This window comes from Vibrio sp. B1-2 (assembly GCF_963888445.1).
GTDB classification, from domain to species: domain Bacteria; phylum Pseudomonadota; class Gammaproteobacteria; order Enterobacterales; family Vibrionaceae; genus Vibrio; species Vibrio anguillarum.
In genome coordinates, this window is the sequence record NZ_CAWPJH010000027.1 from 1 (window position 1) to 898 (window position 898).

General features: G+C 52.4%; 1 protein-coding gene. It reads right to left on the reverse strand.

The features are described from left to right. Nucleotides 1-883, reverse strand: an 883-nt coding sequence (gene tssI, locus AACQ75_RS09900; RefSeq protein ID WP_170889826.1) for a type VI secretion system tip protein TssI/VgrG, incomplete at its 3' end; no start/stop codon positions are given. Between the last annotated feature and the right edge of the window lie 15 nt (nt 884-898).

The following is an 898-nucleotide window of genomic DNA, read 5'->3' on the forward strand; positions in this document are numbered from 1 at the left end:
TCGCGGTACGCGCTTCTCGTCGTAAGTACTCTAAGCGAATTTGATTAAAGGCTTTGCCGCTGACGTCGTCTTTAAAGCGACCCGGTGCATCAAAGTGCTCGTAGGTCGCTTGCTGGTAATCCATCTCGCGCCCTTGCGCTTGCTGGGCAAACGAGTAGCTCGGCTTTTTAAAGCTGTAATCTTGCAGCGCGCTGTGGCTCACTTCGGTTTGGCTGTGTTGCGTTAATTGCGACACATAAGGGCTCTCCATCACGCCACCCGCAAGGGCGTTGTAAGGGATAGGCGTTTCTCGCTTTATCAGACTTTGGCTGTCGTCACTGAAAAAGAGGGTGTGTTTCCCCTCTTCATGAATGAAGTGATACACCAAGCCTTCTTCGGCGGCTAAGCGGTGCAAGAAGTCGATATCCGTCTCACGGTACTGCACGCAGAATTCACGCTGTGCACACTCGCGCTTCAGCGAGAAGGCGTAGTCGTTAATGCCCATTTCTTGCAGTACGATGGAGAGGATTTCGGGAACGGTTTTGAGCTGGAAAATACGGCTGTTTTGGCGCAGTGATAGCCGCTCTAATGCCGGGACTAAGGTAAGTGAGTAAAAGGTGTGATGATGGCCAATATCGCCTTTACTGAACTGGCGCACAATGCCGTGCACGCGCTGCACGACAAGGCCATCACGCAACATCTCAAGCTGAGCGGTTTTGTCCACCAGCTCCAGCGCCGTTAAACCAGATTGGCGACTGGCCAGTTTTATCTCATAGCGAAAACCGTAGCAATGCAGGCCCGCTTGCGCGCTATCAGACAGCGATTCCACGCCTTGGTATTCACGTACCACTAACGTGTCGTCTGCCAAACCCTCCACGGTGAGCCTAAAACTTAACCTTGCCATCTTTTTCCCTTCCAC